Genomic DNA, 18,824 nt, shown 5'->3' on the forward strand with positions numbered 1-18,824 from the left:
GAAGAAGGGCTCGTCCAAGTACTGCTGACCGGGCCGGACGGTGGCAGAGTTGAGGCGTGCGGGTTGGGATCCTGGGGCCGCTGGCGGTCACCGACGGCGGGCGTGACGTCGCGGTCGGCGGGGCCCGCCTGCGGGCGCTGCTGATCAGGCTGGCGCTCGAACCGGGGCGGGCGGTGACCGCCGAGTCGCTCGTCCGGGCGCTGTGGCCGGACGGCGGCCCCGGCGATCGGGTGCACGCGCTGCACGCGCTCGTCTCGCGCCTGCGGCGATGCCTGCCCGCGGGGCGGATCCGGTCGGTTCCCGGCGGTTATGTCCTGGACGCGGAGGTGGACGCGCCGGAGTTCGAGCGGCTCGCCCGGGAGGGCGGCCGGGCGCTGCGCGACGGGGACGCCCGCCGCGCCGTCGACCGGTTGCGCGAGGCGCTGGAGCTGTGGCGGGGCGACGCGCTCGCGGACGCCTCCGGGCTGCCGTTCGCGGACGCGGCGGCCGTCCGGTACGAGGCGCTCCGGCTCTCGGCCACCGAGGACCGGATCGCCGCCGACCTGGCCGCCGGTGCCGAACCGGCCGGGCTGGTCGCCGAGCTGGAGGAGCTGGCGGCGCGCCACCCGCTGCGCGAGCGGCCCAGGGCCCTGCTGGTCCAGGCCCTGCACCGGGCGGGACGGCCGGCCGAGGCGCTGGCGGTGTTCGAGCGGTTCAGGGGCGTGCTGGCCGAGGAGCTGGGGACCGATCCGGGGCGGGAGCTGCAGGACGCCTACCTGGCCGTCCTGCGGTCCGTCCCACGGGATCGGCCGCGCGGCAACCTGCGGGTACCGCCGACCAGCTTCGTCGGGCGGGAGGCCGAGTGCGCGTGGATCGCGCGGCGGCTCTGGGAGGGGCGCCTCGTCACGCTCGTCGGGCCCGGCGGGGCGGGCAAGACCCGGCTCGCGACGAAGGTCGCCGGCGACCTGGCCGGGCGGTATCCGGGCGGGGTCTGGCTGGTGGAGCTGGCGGCGATCGACGGGCCGGACGAGGTGGTCCACGCGGTCGCGGGCGTCCTCGGCCTGCGGGACGGGGCGGGCCGGCTGGTGGAGGCGCTGTCCGCCGACGAGACGCTGATCGTCCTGGACAACTGCGAGCATGTCGTCGAGGCCGCGGCCCGGCTGGTGGACGGCCTGCTCACCGCCTGCCCCGGCCTCCGCGTCCTCGCGACGAGCCGGGAACGCCTCGGCGTCGACGGCGAGGCGCTCTGCCCGGTGCCGCCGCTCGACGTCCCCGAACCGGGGGAGGACGGCCAGGCGTCGGCGGCGGTGGAGCTGTTCGCCGAGCGCGCGGCGGCCGTCCGGCCCGGGTTCACGGTGGAGGGCGACGTCGTGGGCGAGATCTGCCGCCGGCTGGACGGGCTGCCGCTGGCGATCGAGCTGGCCGCGGCGCGGCTGCGGTCCATGTCGCCCGAGCGGCTGGCCGAGCGGCTGGACGACCGGTTCCGGGTGCTGACCGGCGGGCCGAGAACCGCCCTGCCCCGGCACCGGACGCTGCGCGCCGTCGTCGCCTGGAGCTGGGATCTGCTGCCGGACGGGGAGCGCCGGTTCGCCGAGCGCCTCTCGGTGTTCCCCGGGACGATCACGCCGGAGAGCGCGGCCCGGGTGACCGGGGCCGCGCGGTCCCTGGAGCTGCTCGAATCGCTCGTGGACCGTTCGCTCCTCCAGGTCGTGGACGATTCCGAGCCGCGCTTCCGGATGCTGGAGACGATCCGCGAGTACGGGCGGGAGCGGCTGGCGGACGAGGCGGACCGCGTCCGGACCGACCATGTCCGGTGCTTCCTCGACCTGGCCGAGCGAGCGGAACCGCACCTGCGGGGCGCCGGACAACTGGAGTGGGTCCGCCTGCTCACAGCGGAGCGCGACAACCTCCATGCCGCGTTGCAGCACGCCGTGGACGCCGGCGACGCCGAGTCGGCCATCCGGCTGGGAGCCGCGCTCGCCACGTTCTGGATGATCCAGGGCGACCACGCCGAGGCGGCGCGCCGGCTGCGGCAGGTGCTGCGGGTGCCGCGGCGGTCGCCCGTCCCGGGGGAGGACGCCGCGCTGGGCGGGTACGCGTTCAACACCGTCCTGGCAGGCGGCGACGCCAGGGACGACCCGCTGCTCGGTGAACGGCCGCGGGATGCGCGCCACCCGCTGGCCGCGCTGGCCGAGCCCGCCGCCGCCCTGCTCACCGGCGACACCGCCGCCGGGGTGGCGGCGCTCGACCGGCGCCCGCCGGACGGCGACCCGTGGACGCGGGCGGCGCTGCGGCTGACGCGGGCGATGCTGAACGGCAACCGGGGCGAGATGGAGCAGGCCGGTGACGACATCGCCGCCGCCCGGCGGGCGTTCCGGGAGGCCGGAGAGCGGGGCGGGCTGGCGCTCGCGCTCACGTTCGAGGCCGAGACGCGGACCGTCGCCGGGGACTTCGCCGGGGCCGCGACCGCGCTGGAGGAGTCGATCGGGCTGCTGCGCGAACTGGGGCAGGACGACGCCGCGGGCATGCAGCGGGTGATGCTCGCCGTGGCCCGCGCCCGGTCCGGCGACGTTCGGCGCGCCCGCGACGAGCTCGCCGCGATGATCCGGCCGGGCGCCGGGACCCCGTCCCGCCATCTCGTCCCCGCCCGGCTGGCGCTCGGCGACCTCGCCCGCCACGCCGGTGACGTGGACGAGGCGCGCGAGCACTACGCCGCCGCCGGACAGGAGATCGGCCGGGTGCGGACCTATCCGCAGTACCGCTCGCTGCTGGAAACGGCGCACGCCCAGATGGCCATAGGGCGGGGCGAGCCGGACGCGGCGCGCGACCATCTGCGCAGGGCGCTCGCCCTCGCCGTCGACTCGCCCGACATGCCGATCGCCGCCGTCGCCGGATACGCGGTGGCCCGGCTGCGCGCCGCCGACGACCCGGAGGACGCGGCGGAGGTGCTCGGCGCCGCGTCCGTCCTGCGCGGCTCGCCCGACGCGCACAACCCCGACGTCGCGCAGGCGGCCGGGCACATCCGGAAGGCCCTGGGCGAGCGCGCCCACCGCGCCGCCTTCGACCGCGGCCGCAAGCTGGACGTGGCCGGCGCGCTCGCCCTGCTCGACGATCAGCTGCGCCGCCGGTAGGCGTACACGGCGAGCGGCCCGAAGACCACCAGGAAGCCCGCCGACCACAGCAGCGTCATCGTCGCCGGATGCGCGACCGGCCCGCCGAGCAGCAGCCCGCGCGCGGCGTCCACGGCCTGGCTGACCGGGTTGACCTCGACCCAGGCCCGCAGCCAGCCCGGCAGCGTTTCCGCGGGGACGACCATGGTCGTGCCGAACGCCAGCGGGAAGATCCCGAGGAACGCCACCGACTGCACCATGGCCTCCTCCCTGATCAGCACGCCGACGAGCACGTTGAGCCAGCCCAGCGAGAACCCGAGCGCGGTCGCCAGGCCGGCCGCGGCGACCGCCGACGCCGCACCGGTCTGGACGCGGAAGCCCATCACGTAGCCGGTCGCGAACAGCGCCGCGGCGGCGACGACGTACCGGAGCATGTCGCCGAGGACGATGCCGATCAGCGGCGCGGAACGCCCGATCGGCAGGCTCCGGAAACGGTCGAAGACGCCCTTCTTGATGTCGGTGTTGATGCTCAGCCCGGTCGCCAGCATCCCGGCGAGGAGCATGGTCATCACCAGCACGCCCGGGAACACGTACTGCAGGTAGGCGTGCGTGGAGCCGGACACGGCGCCGCCGAACAGGTACACGAACAGCAGCAGGAAGATGATCGGCATGAACAGCGCGTCCAGGAGCACGCCGGGGTTGCGCCGCGTCTTGGTCAGGCTGCGCCCGGCCAGCAGCAGGCTGTGCCGGACGAGCCGGTGGCGGGGCCGCGGCGCCGCGCCGACCGCGCGCCGCAGGGCGATGTCGGTCATGCCGCCTCCCTCTCCGCGTGGTGACCGGTCAGGGTGAAGAACACCTCGTCGAGGCTGGGGAGCCGCAGCGACAGCTCGGTGACGGAGATCCCGGCCGCCTCCAGGCGCCGCACGGTCTCGGTGAACGCGGCGTCCCCGGTGACCGGCACGGTGACGACGTCCCGGCGGGGCGGCTCGACCTCGCGTCCCGACACCTCCCGCAGGATGGCGGCGACCTCGGCGAGCCGGCCGGGGTCGCGCGGCCGGACGGCGATCGTCTGCCCGCCCGCGACCCGCTTCAGCTCGGCCGGTGTGCCCGCGGCGATCACGGTTCCGCGGTCGATGACGGTGATCCGGTCGGCGAGTGCGTCGGCCTCCTCCATGTACTGGGTGGTCAGCAGGACGGTCCCGCCGCCGTCGGTCATCGACCGGATCAGCCGCCAGGCCTCCTCCCGCCGGCCCGGGTCGAGTCCCGTGGTCGGCTCGTCCAGGTAGATCACGGCGGGACGTCCCATCATGCTCGCGGCCAGGTCGAGGCGGCGCCGCATGCCGCCGGAGTAGGTGGACACGCGGCGCCCGGCGTCCTCGGCCAGCTCGAAGCGGTCCAGCAGGTCGGCGGCGCGGGCCCGCGCCTCCGCCTTGCGCATGTCGAGGAGCCGCCCGATGAGGACGAGGTTCTCCGTCGCGGTGAGGTCCTCGTCCACCGACGCGTACTGGCCGGTGAGGCCGGCGAGCTCCCGCACCTTGGCCGCGTCGCGGACGACGTCGAGCCCGCAGACCTCCGCCCTGCCGCCGTCCGGCCGCAGGAGCGTGGCGAGGATCCGCACGGCGGTCGTTTTGCCTGCGCCGTTCGGGCCGAGGACGCCGAGAACCGTGCCGGGCCGTGCGGCCAAATCCACCCCGTCAAGCGCGGTCGTCTTTCCGAATCGTTTGACCAGGCCCTCCGCCTGGAATGCGTAGTCCATGGCGGTGAGGGTGCCGGGGCGCGCTCACAGACCGCTCACACGGCCGCGGCCCGTCCGCGGTCAGATCGTCCCGGCGGCCTCCAGGGCGGCGATCTGGTCGGAGGCCAGGCCGAGGCCGCCGTAGATCTCCGCGTTGTGCTGCCCGAGCGCCGGGCCGAGGGAGCGGACCTCGCCCGGCGTCTCGGACAGCTTCGGGAAGACGTTGTGCATCGGGAAGTCGCCGAACTCGGGGTGCGCCATCCGGATGATCGCCTCGCGGGCCCTGTAGTGCGGGTCGGCGAGCATGTCCTTGGCGCGGTAGGTGAGCCCGGCCGGGATGCCGTTGTCGTGGAGGAGTTCGAGGAGGGGAGCCGACTCCTGGCCGGCCGTCCAGGCGCCGATGAGGTCGTCCAGTTCCTCGGCGTTGGCGCCGCGGGCTCCGTGCGTGGCGTAGCGCTCGTCGTCGGCCAGTTCGGGACGTCCCATGAGCGCGGCGAGCCGGCACCAGATGGTGTCCCGGTTCGCGGCGATGAGGACGGGTCCGTCCTTCGTCGGGTAGACGTTGCTGGGCGCGACGTTCGGCAGCACGGAACCGGTGCGCTCCCGCTGGTAGCCGGCGATCTCCCATTCCGGGACGAGCGACTCCATCATCGCCAGCACCGCCTCGTACAGGGCGGAGTCGACGATCTGGCCGCGTCCGGTGCGGTGCCGGGCGTGCAGCGCGACGAGGGTGCCGAGGGCGGCGAACGTGCCGGCCAGCTCGTCCCCGAGGGAGATGCCCGCGCGGGACGGCGGCCGGTCCGGATCGCCGGTCACGTACCGGATGCCGCCCATCGCCTCGCCGATCGAGCCGAACCCGGCGCGCGGCGCGTACGGGCCGTCCTGCCCGTAGCCGGTGACGCGGGTGATGATCAGCCGCGGGTTCTCGGCGTGGAGGTCGGCGGGCGCGAGGCCCCAGCGTTCGAGGGTCCCGGGACGGAAGTTCTCCACCAGGACGTCGGCCTGCGAGATGAGCCGGCGGGCGAGCGCCTGCCCGTCCGGCGTGCGCAGGTTCAGCGTCACCGACTTCTTGTTCCGTGCGAGGATCGGCCACCACAGCGACATGCCGTGGGGCTTCTCCCGCCCCCACTCGCGCATCGGGTCGCCGGCGCCGGGCGGTTCGATCTTGACGATCTCGGCGCCGAAGTCGCCGAGCAGCTGGCCGCAAAGCGGCCCGGCCAGCAGCTGCCCCATCTCCACGACCCGCAGATCGCCGAGCGCGTCGGTGCTCATCATCCTCCTCGCCGGGGCGGAGCGTCGGCTCTCTCCGAGGCTGGTTGCATGCAATATAGTGCCCACAACGGACAATGCCGCAAGAAGCGAGTCAGATTGCATACAACTGTCCTGGAGGTCGGCCCGCGCGACGGCCTGCAGAACGAGGACCGCGTGCTCTCGCCGGACGACCGGATCGCCTTCATCACGCGCTGCGTGGACGCGGGCGTGCGCCGCGTCGAGGCCGTCTCGTTCGTCAGCCCCAGGCGCGTCCCGCAGATGGCGGGCGCCGAGGAGGTCATGGCGGGCGTGCCCCGCCGCGAGGGCGTGTCCTACAGCGGGCTGGTCCTCAACCGCCGCGGCCTCGACCGCGCGCTGGAGGCCAGCGTGGACGAGATCAACGTGGCCATACCGGCGTCCGACACCTTCTGCGTCCGCAACCAGGGGTGCGCCACGTCCGACATGCTGGACGCCTGGGACGGCATCGCCGCGGCCGCCGCCGACGCCGGAGTCCCCGCCGGGATGACCATCGCGACCGCCTTCGGCTGCCCCTTCGAGGGCGACACGCCGCCCGGCCGCGTGGCGGAGATCGCCCGCCGCGCCGCCGCGTCCGGCGCCGCCGAGATCGCCCTCGCCGACACGATCGGGGTCGGCGTCCCGTCCGAGGTCCGCGACCTGTCCCGCCGCGTCCGCGACGCCGCCCCCGGCACGCCGCTGCGCTTCCACTTCCACAACACCCGGAACACCGGATACGCGAACGCGCTCACCGCTCTCGACGAGGGCGCCGCCACGCTGGACGCGAGCACCGGCGGCTTCGGCGGCTGCCCCTTCGCGCCGGCGGCCACGGGGAACATCGCCACCGAAGACCTTCTCTACGCCCTCCACCGCACCGGCGTCGAAACCGGGATCGACCTGGTGCGGGTATCAGAAACGGGCCTGTGGCTTGCCGAACTGCTCGGCAAGCCCGCATCGGCCCTGCTGGGACGTGCCGGCCCGTTCTAGGGGCCGTGGTACGCCTCGTGCTCCCACTCGTCCCGCTCCTGCGTGTGGAGCCGCCAGTAGTGCTCCGCGATGTCGTCCGGGTCGAAGTCCGTCCCCGGCGCGACCGCGCCCGCCACGGTGACGCTGGCGACGTGCACGCCGGACGGCCCGTACTCCTGGTGGAGCAGCTCGACCAGCGTCCGCACCCCCGCCTTGCCCAGCGACAGGCTCACGTACTGGCGCTTCGGCTCCGGCATCCCGCCGGTGATGAGGAACGTTCCACGTCCCCGTTCGGCCATCGCGGGCGCGACGTGGGCGGCGGCGACGGCCGCGCCGGCCACGTTCACCGCCCAGGCCTCCATGTGGCCCTTGACCGTCAGGTCTCCGGGGCCGTCGGGCCTGATGAGCGCCGCGTTGTACACGACGACGTCCGGCGTGCCGTGCTTGCCGGCGATCTCGTCGAGCGCGGCGCGCAGCGCGACCTCGTCGGTCGCGTCCGCGGGTCGCGCGACCACGTCCGCTCCGCCGGTCGCGACCGCCCGGGCCTCGTCGTGCAGCGCCCCCTCGTTCCGCGCGACGAGCCCGACCGGCAGCCCCTCCCGGGCGAACCTGAAGGCCACCGCACGTCCGATGCCCGGACCGGCACCGATGATCACTGCTCCTGCCATCCCCGCCTCCTTCGGCCGGGGACGACGTTACGCCCTCACACCGATGTGAGGGTCAAAGGGTCAGCTCAGGTCGAACTTGACCTTCTCCCCCTCGATCGACGTGATCTTGATCGTGACCGGACCCACCTGCGCGGTGTTCCCGTTCTGGATGGTGGCGGGCGCCGAACCCCCGGCGGAGACGGTCGCCCCCTGCGCGGAGATCTGCGAGACGGTGACGTCCACGTCGTTGACCTCCACGGTCTGACCGGCGCCGTTCACCGTCACATGGCATTTCCCGTTGACGCATGTGTGCGAGTTGCTCTGGCAGCCGGTGATCAGCAATGCGCCGCCCACCGCGAGCACCGAGAGGACCGATGCGGAACGCTTCACCTTCTACCCCCTGATGAGAAGTTTCAGAGGTACAGATGCGCAGAATCAACGCACGGTTCCATCAAAGGGGCATCAGACCCAGATCGCGCAGGTCAGGCCGTCCCCGACCCTCGGCGTGAGTACTGTAGCCCCTCGAAGGTCAGCCGGGGAGGGAGAGGTGGCGTGGACTGGCCACCGTGAGTTTGTCGATCACTGTGGCGCGGACGGTGGCGATCACCTCGTCCGTCCGGTCGTCGAGGGCGCCGTCACGGATGGCCTTCGCGAGCGCGAGGTCGGATTCGCAGTCCAGGGCTTTCAGGCGGTTCTCGTGGGCGGCCCGGTGGGTTTCGGCCAGCAGGATTTCCCGGCGGGCTATGCGGAGTGCGGCGGCGGCGACGCGGGCGTGGAAGCGCAGGCGGTCGTCGGGCTGCTCGGCCGCGGCCAGGAAACCGCCGACGGCGTCGATGAGGGCGTGCGCGTCCGGCTGGTCGTGGGGTGGCGCATCGAGCGTCCGCGCATCCGACAAGGGATCTTGGACGGTCACCGGTTCCGTCAGGCCCATCACGAGAAGGAGATCGTGTTCCTGCTCGCAGACCCGCCGCCCCAGGACGGCGTACTCGATCGACCGGTCGGAGCCGCTGAGGTAGCGCTCGGCCTGGTGCCGGCACAGGATCAGCCAGCGGAGCGTCCCGTACACCTCCCACCAGTGGAGTTCCTCGGGGGCGGGCGGGGTGCCGCCGGCGGCGGCGTACCCGGCGAGGAGGTCGTCGCGGGGACCGAACCCGCCGACGGGTTGCGGGGACCCGAAGCGCCACGCCTTCACGCAGAGCCAGCCGAGATCCTCGGCCGGGTCGCCGAGGTGGGCGAGCTCCCAGTCCAGGACACCCGTCACGCCGCCCGTGTCGATCATCAGGTTGCCGTTGCGGAAGTCGCCGTGCACGACCGTCCGGCGGCCCGACGAGGGCGGACGGTGGTCGTCCAGCCAGCGCAGGGCCAGCTCGACGGCGGGCCGCATCTCGAACTCCGAGTACAGGGCCTTGAGCGTGGTGAGGGGGTCGTCGTCCGGCAGGCCGGGGACGGGTTCCATCGTGTGCAGCCGGGCGAGGATGCCGCCCAGCTCGCGGGCGAGGCCGGGGCGGACGGCGGCGAAGCGGTCGTCGCGCAGGAGCCGGCGGGGGATCGTCTCGCCCTCCAGCCGCTCCATGATCAGGTAGGCCGTGCCCTCCAGGTCGTCGCCGTGGCCGACGAGGCGGGGGACGGGGACGCCGGCGTCGGCGGCGGAGACGAGCAGCGCGGCCTCGCGCGCCATCGCGGTGGGGTCGAGGACCGCGGGCGGGTCGCGGCGCAGGATCAGCGCGCGGCCGCCCGCGTCGAACGACCACGTCTCGCGGCTCGCCCCGCCCGACAGCCGCTGGAGCCCGGTGACCCGTGCGCCCAGCCGCCCGGCGAGCGCGGTCTCCAGGGTGCTCATGCGCGGGCCGCGTGCTGGGCGGCGGCGGAGGTGATGGCGGTCATGAAGCGGTCGGCGGGTTCCACGGGTCTCCTAGCTGGGACGACAGGCCCAGAGCGCGGATGCTGAGGGTGTCGAGGGTGTCGAGGAGGCGTTCGGTGCCGGGCGGATCGTCGCTCTGGACGAGCCACAGGTACAGCGAGTGGTCGACCATGGCACCGAGGGCGCGGGCGGCCATCTCCGGGTCCAGGTCGGAGGGGACGAGCCCCTCGCGCTGCCAGCGTGCGATCGCCCGCGCGGACCGTCCCACCTGAGTGGCCCGGTGCTTGCGCCGCAGCCGCTGGAACTCCTCGTTGAAGGTCGCGACCTGCTCGACGATCGCCATCATCTTCGCGTTGCGCCGGTACGCCTCGTAGTAGGCGCGGTTGGCGCGGCGGATGCGGGCGGCGGGGGACGGACCGGCGGACGGGACGAGGTCCTTGCGCGTCATCTCCTCGAACAGCCGGTCGGCGACCTCCAGGAACACCGCTTCCTTGGACGGGAAGTAGGTGTAGAAGGACCCGTACGCGACGCCCGCGTGCCGGGTGATGTGCGCGACGCGGGTCTCCGGGAAGCCGCGCTCCTCGAACACCTCGCGTGCCGCGGCCACGAGGCGCTCCCGGGTCCGCGCGCCGCGGTCGGTGAGCGGCGGGCCGCCGGGGTCGTCGCGGCTCGGCATCGCCGTGGTTCCTCTCGCCGGGGGTTGACAGCCCGATGTTCGCGGGAACAGGATCCGAGCATCGAGCAACTTGATATGACTGTCAAGTCAACTCCTGGGGCGCACCGCCGTCCTGTCGAGGAGGTCCCATGAACACCGAGTTCGAACTCGGCGGCATCAACCATCTGGCGCTGGTGTCGTCCGACATGAAACGCACCATCGACTTCTACTCAGGCGTCCTCGGAATGCCGCTCATCAAGACGCTCGACCTCCCGGGCGGAATGGGCCAGCACTTCTTCTTCGACTGCGGCGGCGGCGACTGCCTGGCGTTCTTCTGGTTCCCGGACGCGCCGGACGGCGTCCCCGGCGTCTCCGCTCCGGCGGGCCGTCCCGAGCAGGGCGAACTGCTCAGCGCGGTCGGCTCGATGAACCATGTGGCGTTCCACGTCCCCGTCGACAAGTTCGAGGACTACCGGCGGCGGCTGAAGGAGAAGGGCGTCACCGTCAGCCCGATCCTGAACCACGACGACAGCCCGGCCGGCGTCTCCCGCGACGTCCACGACGGCGTCTTCGTCCGGTCGTTCTACTTCCAGGACCCGGACGGGATCCTCCTCGAATTCGCCTGCTGGACGCGGACGTTCGACGAGTCCGACGTCTCCCACGAACCCAAGACCGGCGCCGACCGGACCGTCCGGAAGGAAGAGCATGCCGCGACTGCGTGAGGTTCCGCGCGCCGAAGTCACCGACGAGCGCATCCTCTTCTTCTACGACCACCTGTTCGCCCCCGACCGCGACCCGGCCGTCGACCACGGCACCGCGACCGGCTCGCCCGGCGACTGGTGGACGGTGTTCGCCCAGTCCCCGGAGGTGTTCCGGCACGCGGTCCGCGGCTTCGCGCTGTACCGGAACGCCGACCTCGACCCCGTCCTGCGCGAGCTGGGCCAGTGCCGGGCGGGCTGGGCGCGCGGCAGCCAGTTCGTCTTCTCCCAGCACTGCAAGCAGATGCGGGCGCTCGGCATGCCCGAGGAGAAGATCGAGTCGATCCCGCACTGGCAGACGGCCGACTGTTACACGCCCCTGGAACGCGCCGTCCTCGCCTACACCGACTGCCTCGTCCTGGACGGCGGCCGGACGCCCGACGCCGTCTTCGACGTGCTGAAGAAGCACCTCCCCGACAACGAGATCCTCCAGCTCACCTACATCACCTGCATGTACGACATGCACGCGACGATGTCGCGGGCGCTGCGGCTGGAATTCGACGACCGTCCCGAGCCGGTCGTCGAGGTCGCCGCGCCGGAGGGCTACGGGAACCGCGACATCTCCGCCGACCTGACCGGGGCGGGCTGATGCTGTTCCCCGTGCCGGACCGTGTCAGGGACGTCCGCGACGCCGTCCACGCCTTCATGACCGAGCGCGTCGAGCCGGCGGAGCCCGCCCTCAACGCCGGCGACCGCGACCTGCTCCGCAAGCTGCAGGACGAGGCCAAGGCCGAGGGCCTGTGGGCGCTCGGCCACCCCGCCGAACTGGGCGGCGGCGGCATGCCCTTCCTCGACTACGTGTACGTCAACGAGGTCCAGGGACGCAGCGAGTGGGGCCAGCTCGTCCTCGGCACGTTCACCCTCCAGGACTCGCTGATGCTCCACAAGTACGCGAGCCCCGAATGGCGTGAGCGGTACCTCGCCCCCTTGGTCGCGGCCGAGGTCTCCCCGAGCTTCGCGATGACCGAGCCCGACTACGCGGGATCTGACCCCACCCGGTTGCAGACGAGGGGCGTCCTGGACGGTGACCACTGGGTCATCAGCGGCCGGAAGTGGTTCACCACGGGCGCCGCCCAGGCCGCCTACACCACGGTCATGTGCCGCACCGAGCCCGAGGGGACGCCCCCGCACCTGTCCTTCAGCATGATCGTCGTGCCGACGGACACGCCGGGGTACCGGATCGTCCGGGAGACGCCCGTCCTCGGCCTGAACGGCGGCCACTACGAGGTCGCCTACGACGACGTCCGCGTCCCGGCCGAGAACCTGCTCGGCCCGCGCGGGCACGGCTTCGTCATCGCCCAGGAGCGCCTCGGCCCCGGCCGCATCTTCCACTGCATGCGCTGGCTCGGCCAGGCCCAGCGCGCCTTCGAGCTGATGTGCGACCGCCTCGGCACCCGCGTCGCCTTCGGCGAGCCGCTCGCGGCGAAGCAGCTCATGCAGCAGCACGTCTTCGACTCCTACACCGAGATCCAGGCGTCCCGCCTGCTCACCCTCCAGGCCGCCGAGCAGATCGACAAGGGCGACCAAGCCCGCATCGAGATCGGCGCGATCAAGGTCGTCGGCGCCCGCATGCTCCACGACGTCATCGACCGCGCCATCCAGGTGCACGGCGCCGCCGGCCTCACCGACGACACCCCGCTCTCCCGCATGTACCGCCACGCCCGCGAGGCCCGCGTCTACGACGGCCCCGACGAGGTCCACATCCAAAGCACCGCCAAACGAATCCTCCGCCGCACCCACAACACCTAATGGGACCTACGACCTGCCGCCGCCCCCCGGCGGCAGGGCGAGGGTTACTTGGGCGCCGCCTTGTGGGGGGTTGGTGAGGGTCAGGGTGGCGCCCAGGACGGCTGCCTGGCCCATGGCGATGGTGAGGCCCAGGCCGTGGCCGCCTGGGGTTTGGTCGGAGCCCTTGCGGAAGCGGGTCGGACCCTCCTGGAGGAGGTCGTCGGGGAAGCCCGGGCCGTGGTCGCGGATCCTGATCAGTGGGCCGTCCACCTCCACCTCGATCGGGTGGGCGCCGTGGCGGGTCGCGTTGGCCAGGACGTTGGTCAGGATGCGTTCGAGGCGCAGGGGGTCGGTCGCGACGACCGTGTCGGTGCGCACGGTGACCTCGGCGCCGGGGGCCAGGGCCTGGACACGGCGGGACGTGAACGCGCCGAGGGGCACCTCGGACAGGTCGGCGCGCTCGGTGGCGGTGTCGAGGCGGGCGACCTCCAGGACGTCCTCGACCAGGCCGCGGAGTGCGCCGACGCGATCCCGCACCAGTTCGGCGGGGCGGCTCGGGGGGAGGAGCTCCGCGGCGGTGGTGAGGCCGGTCAGGGGGGTGCGGAGTTCGTGCGCGATGTCGGCGGTGACGCGGAGCTCGGCGTCCAGGCGGGCCTGGAGGGCGGTGGCCATCGCGTCCACCGCGCGGGCGAGGTCGGCGGTCTCGTCGCGGGCCCGGTCGCCGACGGCGTCGCCGACCCGGGTACCGTGCTCGCCGTCCGCGACCTGGCGGGCCGCCGCGGCGGCGCGGCGGAGGCGGGACGAGAGCCGCGCGCCGATCAGGACGCCGGCGCCCGTCCCGCAGGCGACGACGGCGAGGGAGCCGAGGACCAGGACCCGGTCGAGGGACGCGAGCTGGGCGCGGCGGCCCTCATAGGTGGACCCGAGGGAGATCACGCTGCCGCCGGCCGGGGCCGCCGCCCAGATCGTGTCGCCGTCCAGGAGCGTGGCGTGGTTGCCGCGGGCGGCGGCCCTGCGGAGTTCCGGGGGGAGGCGCGGGTCGTCGAGGGTGCCGCCGAAGGCCGGGGAGCCGGTGCGCGCGTACTCGCGCAGGACGAGGTCGAGCCGTTCGGTTTGGAGGCGGCGCGCCTCGTCGGCCTGGCGGCGAGCGAACGCGACGTGCACGGTCAGGCTGAGGGCCACCGCCGCGGCCGTGCTGACCAGGGCGATCACCGCGGAGATCTTCCAGCGCAGGCTCATTCCGGGTTCCGCAGCTTGTAGCCGAACCCCCGGACGGTCTCGATGCGGTCGGCGCCGATCTTGTTGCGGAGGCGCTGGACGTGCACGTCGACGAGGCGCGTGTCGCCGCCCGCCTCGTACTCCCAGACGCTCGCGAGGAGGACGTCCCGGGTCAGGACCGTGCCGGGGGACTCGGCGAACCGGAGCATGACCTTCATCTCGGTGGGGGTCAGCGCGACGACCTTCCCGGCGCGGCGGACCTGCACGCCGTCCGGGTCGATCTCGACGTCGCCGAAGCGGAGGACTCCGGTCGGCCGGCTCGGTTGCGCCGCGCGCCGGAGCTGGGCGCGGATGCGGGCGGTCAGGACGGCGCCGTCGAACGGCTTGGTGACGTAGTCGTCGGCGCCCGCCTCCAGGCCCACGATGATGTCCACCGGGTCGTCCCGCGCGGACACCATGATCACCGGGATGAGGCTCGCCTCGCGGATGCGGCGGCACAGGCTCACGCCGTTGAGGCCCGGGAGCATCACGTCGAGGAGGGCGAGGTCGGGACGTTCGGCGTGGAAGGCGTCCAGGGCCGCGCGGCCGTCGGCGGAGGCGGTCACGCGGAACCCGTCGCGTTCCAGGGTGAGCTGGGTCGTCTCCCTGATCACGTCGTCGTCCTCGACGAGGAGCACGTGGCTCACCGGCCGGCCTCCGCGAACCGGGCGCCGTCCCAGCGCAGCGGTGTCGCCCGGGTCGCGCTCGGGCAGGGCTCGTCGTCGCCGGGGTTGAACACCGGACGTTCCAGGCGCAGGCCGGTGCCTTCCGCCGTGACCCGGCTGCCCGCCTCCTCGGTGCCGAAGACCCGCTCGGGGCGCCCCTCGTCCAGGCGGTAGACGAACGCTCCCAGCGTGCCGCCGCAGGCGGTGTGGTCCTCGCAGCCGGCGACGTCGATCAGCACGACCGTGCCCGCGCCGCCGACCGTCGCGTAGCGCGTGTACACCGGGTACCAGCCGCGGAACGCGCCGTTCGAGCAGGGGCGGGCCACCGCGGCCTTGACGCGGTGGCCGACGCCCGGGTCGTCGCGGAGCACGCGGACCTCGTCGACCGTGGGGCTGCCGTCCGCCACCGGGGGCGGGGACGCCCGCACGTCCTCGGCGCGGCCCTCGACGCGCAGCCCGGCCCCGGGCGTCCCGCATCCGGTCAGGGCCAGCCCGGCGAGCACGGCCGTGAGCGTTCTCCTCATGATGCGGCGATGCTATCCGCCGGGCCGGGACGCGCCGGACGCGGTTACACAACCTACGGAAAACCGCCGGGTAGCCGAGGGAAAGGCGTGAATGGCCCGAGGGTTCCGCTTTCTAGCGTGACCGCCATGATGACCAAGAAATGGCTCGCGATCGTGTCACTTCCCCTTTTCGCGCTCGCCTGCGGCGCGGAGAGCTTCACGGTGAGACCGGCCGCCGGTCCCCCTCCGGACAGGACCGTCTACGGGGTGCGGACGACTGATCGGGTCGCCTTCCTGACCATCGACGACGGGGTCACCCGCGACCCCGGAATGGTCAAGGCGCTGCGCGACGCGAAGATCAAGGCAACCTTCTTCCTCACCGCCCAGTACGTCCGCGCCGACCCCGGATTCTTCGCCCGGCTGGCTCGCGAGACCGGGTCCGTCGTCGAGAACCACACCCTCACCCATCCGAATCTGGAGGGCATGCCGCGCGATGCGCAGCGCCACGAGATCTGCGGCGCCTCCGACGACCTCGCCAAGGATTTCGGCCGCCGCCCGACACTGCTGCGTCCGCCTTATGGCGCCCGGGACGAGGCCACCGCCGACGCCGCCGCCGAATGCGGCATCACGCACATCGTGAACTGGAGCGCCGAAATAGCCGGCGGCAGGACGACCTTCGCCGTGGGGAACCGGCTCAAGCCCGGTGACATCGTCCTCGCGCACTTCCGGCGGACGTTCGCCGCGGACGTGGCCGAATTCGTCCGGCAGGCCGAGCGGGCGGACCTGAAGCCCGCTCTGTTGGAGGACTATCTCGATTGATCAGGGCTGGAGGAGAAAGAGTTTCCGGTCGACGCGGTCCAGGGCGCCGCCGCGGCCGAAGACGAGACCGGTGGCGAAGTCGACCAGCCGTTTGGCGTCGCCGTCCGTGAGGTCCGTCAGGTCCATGAGCACGGGGACGCCCTTGCGGAAGAAGTGCCCGACGTACAGGACCTCGTTGTAGTTCTGGGGACGCAGTGACTTGACCACCGCACCAGTCTGCCCGTCCGGCGCCCCCGGTCAAGGGACCCGCGCCCGAGAAAGTTCGTCAAGAGGGCTTGACGTCAGGGTGGCTTGACGCGCAGACTCGCGGCATGGTCACTCCAGATGCGATAGAGCGGGACATCACGCTGACGAGCGCGGCGGCCAGGTACGACGAGCTGTGGGTGCGGGACGCCGTCGGGGAGTCGCCGCTCGGGCGCGAGGAGGTGCTCGAAATGCTCGCGCTCGGCGAGGTGATCGCGCGGAAGGCGGTCTACGGGCGGCAGCTCGCCGTCCGGTCGGCGCGGCGGGCCGGGGCGTCATGGGCGCAGATCGGCGCGGCGACCGGGGTCAGCAAGCAGGCCGCCTGGGAGGCGCACGGCAAATGGATCGACGACCAGGCCGAGCAGCACCGGAAGCGTGACTACCAGGGGCTGGACGAGGAACAGGTGGCGGCCGCCCGGCGGCTGGCGGGCCGCGCCGACGAGTAGCGTTGCGCAGCGCCCGGCGTTCCAATAATGGCGCTTCCGGTCATCTCTTTTTCCGGTGGCTGGAGTTTCCCATCAGGATCAAGGGGAAATCTGCCAGTCGAGGGAACGGAGGCGATTGGCATGGAGGTCGTTCTCGAAATGACCCTGCCGAGGAACGCCGAGAGTGCACCGCTGGTGCGGCACACGCTCGACGCCTCCCTCCGCGGGCTCGGAGTGGGTTCCGAGATCCGTGCCGATATCGCGCTCGCGCTGGGCGAGGCGTGCGCGAACGTCATTCAGCACGCGGCGGCCGGAATGGAGTACGAGGTCCGGGCGCGGATGGACGGGGCGCGATGCGTCGTGGACGTCATCGACGGGGGCACGGACGACGCGGCGGAAGGGGTCAACGGCTGGGAGGGCGTGCAGGCGCCGCCGCTGGCCGAGCACGGGCGGGGGCTGCGGCTGATGCGGGCGTTCACGGAGGACCTGCGGATCGCTGCGGGGGATCGGACCAGTGGCTCGGTCGTGCATTTCGAGAAATCGCTGGCGGGCTGACCGGAATGGAGACGGCCCGGCGGGCTGTTGCCCACCGGGCCGCGCATCGGGCACCGGTCAGCCGGTGACGGGCAGGTCGTGCTCGACCGGGGTCGGGGCGGGCGCCTCGGCCGGGGCGGTCGCGCGCCCGCAGGTGGCGGACGCGACCCGGACGGAGCCCTTGCCGCCGGGCAGGTTCAGCTCCATGGCGGTGACGGCGAGCCGGCCGTCGGCCGTGCGCTGCTGCTTGTTGAGGACGAGGGACGTCCGGCCGAGGCCGTCCACGTCGACGGGGACGGTGGTGTTCGGCGGCGGCGAGGCGTCCAGCCGGCGGCCGGCGAGGACGGCGTGCGCGAGGTGCGCCGAGCCGCGCCCGGCGGTGCACTTCGCGGAGACCGCGCTGGCCAGCAGCTTGGCCTTCGGGACGGCCACCCGCGCGACGGTCGAGCTGGCGCGGGCGGCGGAGGCCTTCACGTCCAGCGCGGACGCCGAGACGAGCCCGGTGCGGTTCTCCCGCAGCAGGCTCTTGCTGACCGTGCCCGTGCGGGACGCGACGGCGGGCACCGGCGGGACGGCCACCGGCCCGGTGACCGTCAGCCCGTACGCGGAGCCCTCGCCCCCGGGCGCCGCGGCGAGGTCGGGGGCCGAGGCGAGGGCGGGTGCGGCGGGCGCGGCGAGGCCGGCGGCCAGCAGTCCGGTCGTGGCGAGGCGCTTGGCGAGATGGGTGTGACGCATGAACGTACTCCGATTCTTGAGAGAGCTGGGGGTGCGTCGCGGCCGGTCAGGCCGTGATGAGCACCAGTGATCCGAGCGGGACGCGGGACAGGGCCTTCAGCGCGTCCGCGGGCACCCGGACGCAGCCGTGCGTGACGGCCTGGCCGAACACCGAGGCGTCGGGCCAGCCGTGCAGCGCGACGGTGCCGGGGCCGCCGCCGAAGGTGTCGAGGGTCGCCGAGTGGGCGCCGAGCGGCAGGACGGTCGGGCTCGGCGTCTTCTTGGCCGGGGCGAGGTTCGCCATGACGAACGTCCGCCCCCGCGGTGTCGGGGTCTTCGCGCCGCCGACCGCGACCTTCCACCGGCCGACCGCGCGCTCGGCCCTGCGCAGGGTGAGGCGCCTCTGGGCGAGCTCGACCTGGACGGTGTAGGGCGTGTGCGCCGTCTTCAGCCCGGTGGCGGAGATCCATCCGCTCGCCTGGTTGGGACGGCTCGGCAGCAGCACCCGGCGCCAGTCGCCGGAGCTCTCCACCACGGGCACCCAGGTGGGGCCGCCCAGTTCGGTGGTGGGGAGGGTGGCGATCCGGCGCCCGCCCGGACGGTCGAACACCGCCGCCGCCGTGGCCGGGTGCGCGACCAGGCCGTCGGTGGTGTCGTCGGGCGCGTCGTCCTTGGGGGCGCCGGAGATCGTGGTGAACGTGGTCGCCTCGGGGACCTTGGCGGCTCCCGCCGCCCCCGGGCCGCCGCTCCGCCCTCCGCCCGCGGACGCCGTGTTCTGCCGGGACGCCTCGCCGCAGCCGGCGAGCGACAGCACCAGGACGGCGGTGAGCCCGCCCGCCGTGAGGGCGCGGGCGGAATGCCGCGGGGCCATTGTTGTCGCCATGGCCCGCGATGTTAGTAGTGGTGAAGGCGTCCGTAGCGGTAATGGCGAAAAACGCGCCGGAACTCGCGAATGTAAA

At 73.3% G+C, this 18,824-nt stretch carries 21 protein-coding genes; 8 read left to right on the forward strand and 13 right to left on the reverse strand.

From position 1 onward, the window contains the following. Positions 1–56: 56 nt before the first annotated feature. Positions 57–3,110, forward strand: a complete 3,054-nt coding sequence (locus ABGB11_RS31210) for a BTAD domain-containing putative transcriptional regulator (RefSeq protein ID WP_347638684.1) — start codon at positions 57–59, stop codon at positions 3,108–3,110. Here ABGB11_RS31210 and ABGB11_RS31215 read toward each other — a convergent pair. The 3 genes from ABGB11_RS31215 to ABGB11_RS31225 are packed head-to-tail and all read right to left on the reverse strand — an operon-like array spanning position 3,092 to position 6,096. Then, complete coding sequence (locus ABGB11_RS31215) at positions 3,092–3,901, reverse strand: ABC transporter permease (RefSeq protein WP_347638686.1); 810 nt, start codon at positions 3,899–3,901, stop codon at positions 3,092–3,094. The two genes, ABGB11_RS31210 and ABGB11_RS31215, sit on opposite strands and share 19 nt — an antisense overlap. Then, the gene (locus ABGB11_RS31220) at positions 3,898–4,845 is read right to left on the reverse strand and encodes an ATP-binding cassette domain-containing protein (RefSeq protein WP_347638688.1); all 948 of its coding nucleotides are present in this window, start codon (positions 4,843–4,845) and stop codon (positions 3,898–3,900) included. The genes ABGB11_RS31215 and ABGB11_RS31220 overlap by 4 nt, the downstream gene beginning before the upstream one ends. 60 nt (positions 4,846–4,905) lie before the next feature. Then, on the reverse strand, positions 4,906–6,096 hold the full coding sequence (locus ABGB11_RS31225; RefSeq protein ID WP_347638690.1) for a CoA transferase: 1,191 nt from the start codon (positions 6,094–6,096) through the stop codon (positions 4,906–4,908). 96 nt (positions 6,097–6,192) lie between these two features. On the opposite strand from ABGB11_RS31225, the gene ABGB11_RS31230 reads away from it, so the two are divergent. After that, positions 6,193–7,077 carry a hydroxymethylglutaryl-CoA lyase gene (locus ABGB11_RS31230; RefSeq protein ID WP_347638692.1) on the forward strand — a complete coding sequence of 295 codons (885 nt, stop codon included), beginning with the start codon at positions 6,193–6,195 and terminating at the stop codon, positions 7,075–7,077. Here ABGB11_RS31230 and ABGB11_RS31235 read toward each other — a convergent pair. The 4 genes from ABGB11_RS31235 to ABGB11_RS31250 form a co-directional block, all read right to left on the reverse strand. After that, the gene (locus ABGB11_RS31235) at positions 7,074–7,724 is read right to left on the reverse strand and encodes an SDR family NAD(P)-dependent oxidoreductase (RefSeq protein WP_347638694.1); all 651 of its coding nucleotides are present in this window, start codon (positions 7,722–7,724) and stop codon (positions 7,074–7,076) included. The two genes, ABGB11_RS31230 and ABGB11_RS31235, sit on opposite strands and share 4 nt — an antisense overlap. A 60-nt stretch (positions 7,725–7,784) precedes the next feature. Next, positions 7,785–8,093, reverse strand: coding sequence for a hypothetical protein (locus tag ABGB11_RS31240; protein ID WP_347638696.1), 309 nt, complete (start codon positions 8,091–8,093; stop codon positions 7,785–7,787). A gap of 139 nt (positions 8,094–8,232) precedes the next feature. Further along, the gene (locus ABGB11_RS31245) at positions 8,233–9,543 is read right to left on the reverse strand and encodes a phosphotransferase (protein WP_347638698.1); all 1,311 of its coding nucleotides are present in this window, start codon (positions 9,541–9,543) and stop codon (positions 8,233–8,235) included. Positions 9,544–9,583: 40 nt separating this feature from the next. After that, positions 9,584–10,240, reverse strand: a complete 657-nt coding sequence (locus ABGB11_RS31250; protein ID WP_347638700.1) for a TetR/AcrR family transcriptional regulator — start codon at positions 10,238–10,240, stop codon at positions 9,584–9,586. A 128-nt stretch (positions 10,241–10,368) separates the two neighbouring features. Here ABGB11_RS31250 and ABGB11_RS31255 point away from each other — a divergent pair, with 128 nt between their 5' ends. From ABGB11_RS31255 to ABGB11_RS31265, 3 genes are read left to right on the forward strand one after another with little or no spacing between them, the layout of a single operon-like run. Beyond that, positions 10,369–10,941 (forward strand): VOC family protein, encoded by a 573-nt coding sequence (locus tag ABGB11_RS31255; RefSeq protein WP_347638702.1) that lies wholly within the window; start codon positions 10,369–10,371, stop codon positions 10,939–10,941. After that, the gene (locus ABGB11_RS31260; protein WP_347638704.1) at positions 10,925–11,566 is read left to right on the forward strand and encodes a carboxymuconolactone decarboxylase family protein; all 642 of its coding nucleotides are present in this window, start codon (positions 10,925–10,927) and stop codon (positions 11,564–11,566) included. Before ABGB11_RS31255 ends, ABGB11_RS31260 begins: the two co-directional genes overlap by 17 nt. Positions 11,567–11,577: 11 nt before the next feature. Next, the gene (locus tag ABGB11_RS31265; RefSeq protein WP_347638706.1) at positions 11,578–12,726 is read left to right on the forward strand and encodes an acyl-CoA dehydrogenase family protein; all 1,149 of its coding nucleotides are present in this window, start codon (positions 11,578–11,580) and stop codon (positions 12,724–12,726) included. 6 nt (positions 12,727–12,732) lie between these two features. Here the strand turns inward: ABGB11_RS31265 and ABGB11_RS31270 are convergent, their stop codons facing one another. Genes ABGB11_RS31270 through ABGB11_RS31280 form a run of 3 tightly spaced genes read right to left on the reverse strand, consistent with a single transcriptional unit; the run spans position 12,733 to position 15,151 of the window. Next, entirely contained in the window at positions 12,733–13,944 is a 1,212-nt protein-coding gene (locus ABGB11_RS31270) for a HAMP domain-containing sensor histidine kinase (protein WP_347638708.1), read from the reverse strand. Further along, positions 13,941–14,609 carry a two-component system response regulator CseB gene (cseB, locus tag ABGB11_RS31275; protein WP_347638710.1) on the reverse strand — a complete coding sequence of 223 codons (669 nt, stop codon included), beginning with the start codon at positions 14,607–14,609 and terminating at the stop codon, positions 13,941–13,943. The genes ABGB11_RS31270 and cseB overlap by 4 nt, the downstream gene beginning before the upstream one ends. Continuing rightward, a complete protein-coding gene (locus ABGB11_RS31280) occupies positions 14,606–15,151 on the reverse strand; it encodes a hypothetical protein (RefSeq protein WP_347638712.1) in 546 nt (181 codons plus the stop codon). The genes cseB and ABGB11_RS31280 overlap by 4 nt, the downstream gene beginning before the upstream one ends. Positions 15,152–15,277: 126 nt before the next feature. Here ABGB11_RS31280 and ABGB11_RS31285 point away from each other — a divergent pair, with 126 nt between their 5' ends. Next, complete coding sequence (locus tag ABGB11_RS31285; protein ID WP_347638714.1) at positions 15,278–15,949, forward strand: polysaccharide deacetylase family protein; 672 nt, start codon at positions 15,278–15,280, stop codon at positions 15,947–15,949. On the opposite strand, the gene ABGB11_RS31290 is transcribed toward ABGB11_RS31285, so the two are convergent. Beyond that, complete coding sequence (locus ABGB11_RS31290) at positions 15,950–16,156, reverse strand: cell division protein SepF (protein WP_021598327.1); 207 nt, start codon at positions 16,154–16,156, stop codon at positions 15,950–15,952. It lies immediately after the preceding gene. A gap of 104 nt (positions 16,157–16,260) precedes the next feature. Between ABGB11_RS31290 and ABGB11_RS31295 the strand changes: the two genes are divergently transcribed. Next, the gene (locus tag ABGB11_RS31295) at positions 16,261–16,638 is read left to right on the forward strand and encodes a hypothetical protein (RefSeq protein ID WP_347638717.1); all 378 of its coding nucleotides are present in this window, start codon (positions 16,261–16,263) and stop codon (positions 16,636–16,638) included. Between the two features lie 120 nt (positions 16,639–16,758). Beyond that, complete coding sequence (locus ABGB11_RS31300; RefSeq protein WP_347638719.1) at positions 16,759–17,172, forward strand: ATP-binding protein; 414 nt, start codon at positions 16,759–16,761, stop codon at positions 17,170–17,172. Positions 17,173–17,229: 57 nt separating this feature from the next. Here the strand turns inward: ABGB11_RS31300 and ABGB11_RS31305 are convergent, their stop codons facing one another. Continuing rightward, on the reverse strand, positions 17,230–17,886 hold the full coding sequence (locus ABGB11_RS31305) for a choice-of-anchor P family protein (protein ID WP_347638721.1): 657 nt from the start codon (positions 17,884–17,886) through the stop codon (positions 17,230–17,232). 46 nt (positions 17,887–17,932) lie between these two features. Continuing rightward, complete coding sequence (locus ABGB11_RS31310) at positions 17,933–18,748, reverse strand: L,D-transpeptidase (protein ID WP_347638723.1); 816 nt, start codon at positions 18,746–18,748, stop codon at positions 17,933–17,935. Positions 18,749–18,824 lie beyond the last annotated feature (76 nt).

Origin of the sequence: Actinomadura sp. B10D3, from assembly GCF_039871695.1 — a bacterium.
GTDB classification, from domain to species: Bacteria; Actinomycetota; Actinomycetes; order Streptosporangiales; family Streptosporangiaceae; genus Spirillospora; species Spirillospora madurae.

Bases quoted from the DNA above. Each gene is read 5' to 3' on its own strand.
- ABGB11_RS31215 (WP_347638686.1), bottom strand. From the start codon at position 3,901: ATGACCGACATCGCCCTGCGGCGCGCGGTCGGCGCGGCGCCGCGGCCC.
- ABGB11_RS31220 (WP_347638688.1), bottom strand. From the start codon at position 4,845: ATGGACTACGCATTCCAGGCGGAGGGCCTGGTCAAACGATTCGGAAAG.
- ABGB11_RS31225 (WP_347638690.1), bottom strand. From the start codon at position 6,096: ATGAGCACCGACGCGCTCGGCGATCTGCGGGTCGTGGAGATGGGGCAG.
- ABGB11_RS31235 (WP_347638694.1), bottom strand. From the start codon at position 7,724: ATGGCAGGAGCAGTGATCATCGGTGCCGGTCCGGGCATCGGACGTGCG.
- ABGB11_RS31245 (WP_347638698.1), bottom strand. From the start codon at position 9,543: ATGAGCACCCTGGAGACCGCGCTCGCCGGGCGGCTGGGCGCACGGGTC.
- ABGB11_RS31250 (WP_347638700.1), bottom strand. From the start codon at position 10,240: ATGCCGAGCCGCGACGACCCCGGCGGCCCGCCGCTCACCGACCGCGGC.
- ABGB11_RS31255 (WP_347638702.1), top strand. From the start codon at position 10,369: ATGAACACCGAGTTCGAACTCGGCGGCATCAACCATCTGGCGCTGGTG.
- ABGB11_RS31260 (WP_347638704.1), top strand. From the start codon at position 10,925: ATGCCGCGACTGCGTGAGGTTCCGCGCGCCGAAGTCACCGACGAGCGC.
- ABGB11_RS31270 (WP_347638708.1), bottom strand. From the start codon at position 13,944: ATGAGCCTGCGCTGGAAGATCTCCGCGGTGATCGCCCTGGTCAGCACG.
- ABGB11_RS31280 (WP_347638712.1), bottom strand. From the start codon at position 15,151: ATGAGGAGAACGCTCACGGCCGTGCTCGCCGGGCTGGCCCTGACCGGA.
- ABGB11_RS31285 (WP_347638714.1), top strand. From the start codon at position 15,278: ATGATGACCAAGAAATGGCTCGCGATCGTGTCACTTCCCCTTTTCGCG.
- ABGB11_RS31295 (WP_347638717.1), top strand. From the start codon at position 16,261: ATGGTCACTCCAGATGCGATAGAGCGGGACATCACGCTGACGAGCGCG.
- ABGB11_RS31300 (WP_347638719.1), top strand. From the start codon at position 16,759: ATGGAGGTCGTTCTCGAAATGACCCTGCCGAGGAACGCCGAGAGTGCA.
- ABGB11_RS31305 (WP_347638721.1), bottom strand. From the start codon at position 17,886: ATGCGTCACACCCATCTCGCCAAGCGCCTCGCCACGACCGGACTGCTG.
- ABGB11_RS31310 (WP_347638723.1), bottom strand. From the start codon at position 18,748: ATGGCGACAACAATGGCCCCGCGGCATTCCGCCCGCGCCCTCACGGCG.